Here is a 6,550-nt window from a genome sequence, read left to right as displayed (position 1 = left end):
CAGAGAAATATCCATGATTCTTGTTCATTCATCTGAGATAGAAACTTTAAAAAACCTTTATTTTAAAGGAAAAAAGACTTGATTTATTAGGGAGGTAAAAAAATGCAGAAAAATATATTAGAAACAAGGGAACTTAGCAAAGTTTACAGAGAGCAGAAAGCAGTCAATGCAGTCTCTATTCAGGTGCGGGAGAATACCGTCTATGGCCTGCTTGGTGCAAATGGGGCAGGAAAATCGACACTGCTGAAAATGATTGCGGGAATCGTCCGTCCGACTCAGGAGAGTATTCTGGTGGATGGCGAAGTATGGAGCAGGAAGTCATTAAATAAGATTGGTTCTCTGATCGAATCGCCGGCAATCTATGGAAACTTGTCTGCACGGGAAAATCTGAAAGTGCGTACACGGATGCTCGGTCTTCCCGAGGAAAGGATTGATGAGGTGCTGGAGACCGTCGGACTGACACAGACTGGAAAGAAACGTGCAGGAAAATTTTCTATGGGGATGAAGCAGAGACTTGGGCTTGCGATCGCTCTTTTAAATCATCCGAAACTTTTGATTCTGGATGAACCGACCAACGGTCTGGATCCAATCGGAATCCAGGATCTCAGACAGATGATTCAGGAATTTCCACAAAAAGGAATCACTGTCATTGTGTCAAGTCATATTTTAAGTGAAGTGTCTCAGGTGGCGGATGATATCGGAATTATTGCCGATGGAGTGTTAGGCTATCAGGGAGAGATGCCTCATGAGGAAAAGCTGGAGAGTCTGTTTATGGAGATTGCCGGGGCAGGCAGAAAGGAGTGGTAGAGATGTGGAATGATCTTTGTGCAGAACAGATGAAGTACCGACATACCTTTTTGGGGAAGGCGTTTTTTGTAGCTCCGCTTTTGACATTGCTACTTGGCATTAAGTTGTCTCCAGCGTATGTAGTTTTGACTAGTTTTAATTGGTGGTATATGTTTTTGCTTCCGGCAATGCTTTCCATTGTTTCCTGCAGCTGCGGAGAGAAAGACAGAAAGCTTGGCGAAAAGGCGGTGTTTACACTTCCGGTGTCACTAAAAAGGGCAAGGCTGATCAAGATTTTTTATTGCAGTCTGTGGTTGTTTTTGGCATGCATAGTACAGTGTATTTTGACGTTTGTGGCAGGACAGGTATTCCAGGCAAAATATTCAGACACCATTACGATTTTTCATGCGCTGTTTGCAGGAGTGTTACTGTTTCTGACATACGCGTGGCAGATTCCACTTTGCCTTCTTCTGGAGCAGAAATGCGGAGCCGCAGCCACAATTTTGATCAATATGGCAGCAAATATTATCTTGAGTGCTAATTTTGCAACCGAAGGGATGTGGCTGATTCCATATGCAGTTCCGGCGCGTCTGATGTGTCCGGTACTAAAAATATTGCCAAATGGGCTTCCGGCAGAGCCGGGAAACATCACATTTTCCCCGGAACTTCTGTCATGGGAAAGTATTTTGCCGGGACTTGTGGTCACTTGTATATGCTTTGTTCTTGTCACAGAAATTAGTATCCGGGTCTATGAGAGAAAGGGGATGAAGTAAATGCTGCGTGCAGAATTTGTAAAAATGAAACGGACTACACTTTTCTGGATGCATATACTGGTACCGATAGTTGGAACAGGAATTGTCCTCTGGTATTATAAAAGACTTGGGGCGTTGGACATGAATGTAAAGAGTATCGGGGAGTTTCTGGAAATTTTAAGTCTTGCATTTCCGACACTGAGCGGAATTGTGTGTGCGCTTGGAACAGAGATGGAAGTGGATGCCGGAAATATGCAGGTGCTCTTAGGAGGAGTAGCAGGAAAGTGCCGTGCAGGGGGCGTGAAATTGGTGGCATTGCTGCTGCTTGGAGCAATGGGAACACTGCTGGCGCTTGGAAGCTATCTGGTAGGGATCTATCTGTATTCTGGAGAATCTTTCAGTGGCGAGTTACTGCTTTTTACTGTGGAGTCAGTTTTTATACTTCTTGGAACGCAGATTGCTACTTATGTCATTCATTTTTTTGTGAGTCTAAAGTGGCATAAGGGAGTTGTTATAGGGGCAGGGATTGTGGAGAGTATGCTTTCGGCGCTGTTTCTTACCGGAATGGGAGAGGGAATTTGGATGTATTGTCCGTTTGCCTGGGGGACACAACTGTTGAGATATATGATATATTATAAGGAGAAATTCATAATGGAAATAACGTCAGATCTAAGAACCGGGGTGTGGATGAGCGCAGGGATGACAGTTGCTTTTCTAACGGCGTTTTTTGTCTGGTTTTCATACTATGAAGGAAAGAAGGAAGTGGAATAAAAATGGCAAAGATTCTTGCAGTGGATGATGAGGCAAAGATTCTCCAGATCATAAGGAAAGCACTGGAAAAAGATGGGCATATCGTACAGACTGTCCAGGATGGGGAAGTGGTAAGACAGATGGAGTTGTCCCGATATGACTTGATTTTATTGGATGTGATGATGCCTGGCATCGATGGCTTTACTTTGTGCAGGGAGATTCGAGAAACTGTGGATTGCCCAATTGTATTTCTGACAGCAAAGACACTCGAGGAAGATCTGATGGCAGGACTTGGTTCCGGAGCAGATGATTATATTTGCAAACCGTTCGGACTTGGAGAACTTCGGGCGAGGGTGCAGGCGCACCTGCGAAGAGAACAGCGGGAGAAGAAGCAGGTGTTCGCGGTATCCGGGCTTCATTTTTATATGCAGGCAAAAAAAGTGATGGCAAAAGATCAGAAAGTTCCGTTGACAAAAAGCGAGTATCAGATTTGTGAATATCTGGCGCTTCATCACGGACAGACACTGTCGCGGGAACAGATCTATGAGGCAGTATTTGGCTATGAAGGAGAAAGTGACGCCTCAGCGATCACAGAACATATTAAAAATATCCGAGCGAAATTAATAAAAGTACAGGCGGAGCCAATTGAGACCGTCTGGGGGATGGGGTATCGATGGAATTAAAAAGGAAAATACGACTGCATACCTTTTTTATCCGGTATGCAGTCTGGGTTATGATTGGTGCAGCGGTGATTTTGGCAGCTGCACTGTTGCTGTTTTCCGCAGGGATAGAGACAGGATGGATTCTTCCGGCAAATTATGCGGAAGGAATGCTTACAGGACGTGCCAGACAGATTCAGTCAGCAGAGCGGGTGACGGAAGATCTGATTCCGGATACATGTCGGTACGGAGTGTATGATCGAGAGGGAACATACCTTTATGGAACATTTGAAAAAGAAGAGCGGGAAGACGCGTGGGAGATTTATAGAGAAGGAGAGAGAGGAAAAGAGGGGTATTATTTTCGAAGTTTTTACAGGGAAAGAGAAGTATGCATTGTGAAGTACCGCATGGTTTCCAGTTATACGAACAAGTTTTTACAACAGTATTTTCCGGCGGCAGACTGGACCTTGATAGGAGTGACAGTCATTTTATTTTTCTTGTATCTCATATGGCTGGCAAAAAGGTTTGGAAGGATTATTTCGCGGGAAATTTCTTCGTTGGAGCAGGTGACTGAAAATATCAGTCAACAGGAACTTAATTTTGAAAGAAAATCTTCAAAAGTACTGGAAATCGATGCAGTGTTACAATCCATGGATCAGATGAGAGAAGCACTCAGACAATCGCTGCACAGACAGTGGAATATGGAGCAGGTGCGAAGGGAGCAGATGGCGGCGCTTGCACATGATATTAAGACGCCACTGACCATTCTCCGGGGGAATGCAGAATTGACACTGGAAGCGGAGGAACTTGCGGAAGTAAAAGAGTATGCCGAAGAAATTCGCGAAGAGACGAAAACAATTGAAAACTATCTTCAAGTACTTCAGGAGATGCTGCTTTTGGAAAGAAATCAGACGACGGCAAAAACAAAGACAAAGACAGATCTATTACGATTTGCAGAAAAAATAAAAAAGCAGGCAGACACACTTGCAAAGACTAGGCAGATGACAGTCAGTGTGAGAGAAATTCCTGAAAATTGTTTGGAAAACTTTGTGTTGGATATGGAGGAAGAATCTATTTACCGGGCGTGGATGAATATCATTGCAAACAGTGTCGAATATGGAAAGGAAGGGGGAAGGATCCGGCTTACGGTCTGCATAGAGGAAGAGCAAACAATATTTGTCACGGAAGATGATGGGCCTGGATTTTCAGAAGAGGAGCTGTTTAGGGGAACGGAACAGTTTTACAGGGGAGATAAAAGTCGCGGACAGCGCAATCATTATGGTATGGGTTTGGCAATTGCAAGCAGGTTTGTTGAGCAGCAAGGAGGGCGTTTATGTTTAGGAAATTCGGATGCAATGGGAGGAGCGAAGGTGACGATTACAATCCCAACAAAGAGTGGAAGGTGATCTGCAAGTTTGACAACAGAGCTGGATCCGAGAAAGAGATTGTTCTGCTGGAAAAGAGAGAAGAAGTATAGTATAATAAAAAAAGGCAATGATTTTATAGAGACTAGGAAAATAGTTCCATTTAAGCGGAGAAAATCCGGTATGCTCTTTTATAAAATAAGGGTCCAGAAAGGGGTAAAAGTGATGAAGTTCAGTGAATTTATTTACAAAAGAATTGATCTTGAGGAGACAAAGAAGAAGATTCAGGAGATCACAGAGAAATTGAAACATGCACAGTCTGTGGAAGAACAGGTGCAGGCAGTCTATGAGATGAATGATGTCAAGAAAGAAATCGCTACTGCAGACTCCCTCGTGTATATTCGTTATACGATTAATACAAAAGATGAATTTTACGCAAAGGAAAGAGAATACAATGATCATATCGGACCAATGTTGGAAGAGGAGATGCAGAAGTATAACAAAGTATTGTTAGCATCTCCGTTCAGAAAAGAACTGGAAGAAAAGCTGGGGAAAGTGTTATTTATCAATCTAGAACTTTCTATGAAAGGATTTTCTCCGGAGATTACTGAATTGTTACAGAAAGAAAGTACACTGCAGACACAGTACCAGTCACTGCTTGCAAGTGCACAGATTGAGTTCGACGGAGAAAAATGCAATCTGTCTCAGTTGGGACCTTATATGCAGAGTCAGGACAGAGAAGTAAGAAAAGCAGCGTATGAGGCTACGGGAAAATTCTTTGATGAACATCAAGGAGAGCTGGATGAGATCTTTGACAAGCTTGTCAAGAACCGTACCGAGCAGGCACACCGTCTTGGTATGAAAAATTTCGTAGAACTTGGCTATGTCCGTCGCCAGAGAAACTGCTATGCGCCGGAGGCAATTGCAGATTTCCGTCAGCAGGTCGTAAGAGATCTTGTCCCGATCGTATGTGAGATCAAGAAAAACCAGGCAGAAAGAATCGGAGTAGAGGATCTGAAAATCTACGATGACAGCCTGCAGTTCCCGGATGGAAATGCGATTCCGCAGGGAACTTATGATGAGATCATGGAAGCCGGAAGAAAGATGTATACAGAGATGTCGCCGGAGACAGCGGATTTTATCAAAATGATGTTTGACAGAGAATTATTTGATGTTGTTGCAAAACCAGGAAAGGCTACCGGTGGCTACTGTGCAGATATTCCGGGATATGGATGCCCATTTATCTTCTCAAACTTCAACGGAACAGCCGGGGATGTCGATGTATTGACACATGAAGCAGGCCATGCATTTGCAGAATATATGGCAGAGAAAAATATCGAGCTGATCGATATGCATCTCCCGTCGATGGAAGCGGCAGAGACACACTCCATGTCGATGGAATTCTTTGCGACACCATGGTATGAATTATTCTTTAAACATCAGACAAAGAAATACGAAGTGTCTCATTTAGAGGGAACTTTAAACTTCATTCCATATGGATGTCTTGTTGACCATTTCCAGCAGGTTGTATATGAACATCCGGAAATGACACCAGCGGAGAGAAACGAAGCATGGCTCAAATTAGAAAAGATGTATCGTCCATATCTTGATCTGGAAGGAATGCCATTCTATGGAAGAGGTGCAGGATGGCAAAGACAGAACCATATTTATCTGACACCATTCTATTATATTGATTACTGCCTTGCACAGACCGTTGCATTACAGTTCTGGCTGGAGATTGAAAAGGACTGGAAACAGGCGTGGGAAAAATATAAAATGTTTGTACAGCGCGGCGGAACAGATACATTCCTCGGGCTGGTAGCAGGTGTGGGACTTGCCTCTCCGGTAGAAGACGGATGTATCCGAGAGATTGCAGGACATGCAAGCGAATGGCTGAAGGAACACAAGCTGTAGAAAACGCGTGAAGAAAAACGCATAAAAACAGAGCGGAAAACAAAAAGACTCATAACAGACAATAAAAAATCGTAAGAAAACTGTCATGGCAGGTATCTGATTGTTGAAAGAAAGGACACAACAGTCGGAGAAAGTACATGACAGTTTTCTTTTTTGCCGGGAGTCAGGAGGAATACTGACGCTTTGTAAGTAGTTTTTGAAAAATATTATGGCGTTTTGTCAAGTGTGGGGAGAACATATTTTTGAGGTAAAGAAAGTCCGCCCTGTTTTGCTTTTTGAAATGGCTTGATGGTTTGATTGCTGTGATTTGGAGATGTGAAAAAAA

The 6,550-nt window shown here is 43.4% G+C and carries 6 protein-coding genes; all 6 read left to right on the top strand.

Annotation, left to right across the window (positions count from 1 at the left end; all coding sequences use genetic code 11):
- Window positions 1-102: 102 nt before the first annotated feature.
- Window positions 103-807, top strand: coding sequence for a lantibiotic protection ABC transporter ATP-binding protein (locus tag EDD74_RS09395; RefSeq protein ID WP_116441273.1), 705 nt, complete (start codon window positions 103-105; stop codon window positions 805-807).
- A 2-nt stretch (window positions 808-809) separates the two neighbouring features.
- Window positions 810-1,559, top strand: a complete 750-nt coding sequence (locus EDD74_RS09390; protein WP_116441274.1) for a lantibiotic immunity ABC transporter MutE/EpiE family permease subunit — start codon at window positions 810-812, stop codon at window positions 1,557-1,559.
- Window positions 1,560-2,309 carry a lantibiotic immunity ABC transporter MutG family permease subunit gene (locus EDD74_RS09385; RefSeq protein WP_016440864.1) on the top strand — a complete coding sequence of 250 codons (750 nt, stop codon included), beginning with the start codon at window positions 1,560-1,562 and terminating at the stop codon, window positions 2,307-2,309. It begins immediately after the preceding gene.
- Between the two features lie 2 nt (window positions 2,310-2,311).
- Complete coding sequence (locus EDD74_RS09380) at window positions 2,312-2,971, top strand: response regulator transcription factor (protein ID WP_016440863.1); 660 nt, start codon at window positions 2,312-2,314, stop codon at window positions 2,969-2,971.
- Window positions 2,962-4,353: a HAMP domain-containing sensor histidine kinase gene (locus EDD74_RS09375; protein WP_116441275.1), complete on the top strand. Its 1,392-nt coding sequence runs from the start codon at window positions 2,962-2,964 to the stop codon at window positions 4,351-4,353. Before EDD74_RS09380 ends, EDD74_RS09375 begins: the two co-directional genes overlap by 10 nt.
- A 183-nt stretch (window positions 4,354-4,536) precedes the next feature.
- Window positions 4,537-6,225: a M3 family oligoendopeptidase gene (locus EDD74_RS09370; RefSeq protein ID WP_242990087.1), complete on the top strand. Its 1,689-nt coding sequence runs from the start codon at window positions 4,537-4,539 to the stop codon at window positions 6,223-6,225.
- Window positions 6,226-6,550 lie beyond the last annotated feature (325 nt).

Source organism: Faecalimonas umbilicata (assembly GCF_004346095.1).
Taxonomy (GTDB): domain Bacteria; phylum Bacillota; class Clostridia; order Lachnospirales; family Lachnospiraceae; genus Faecalimonas; species Faecalimonas umbilicata.
The sequence above is the reverse complement of the archived record's forward strand: the minus strand, read 5'-3'. Positions and strand labels throughout refer to the sequence as shown.

Bases quoted from the DNA above. Each gene is read 5' to 3' on its own strand.
- EDD74_RS09385 (WP_016440864.1), top strand. From the start codon at position 1,560: ATGCTGCGTGCAGAATTTGTAAAAATGAAACGGACTACACTTTTCTGG.
- EDD74_RS09380 (WP_016440863.1), top strand. From the start codon at position 2,312: ATGGCAAAGATTCTTGCAGTGGATGATGAGGCAAAGATTCTCCAGATC.
- EDD74_RS09395 (WP_116441273.1), top strand. From the start codon at position 103: ATGCAGAAAAATATATTAGAAACAAGGGAACTTAGCAAAGTTTACAGA.
- EDD74_RS09375 (WP_116441275.1), top strand. From the start codon at position 2,962: ATGGAATTAAAAAGGAAAATACGACTGCATACCTTTTTTATCCGGTAT.
- EDD74_RS09370 (WP_242990087.1), top strand. From the start codon at position 4,537: ATGAAGTTCAGTGAATTTATTTACAAAAGAATTGATCTTGAGGAGACA.
- EDD74_RS09390 (WP_116441274.1), top strand. From the start codon at position 810: ATGTGGAATGATCTTTGTGCAGAACAGATGAAGTACCGACATACCTTT.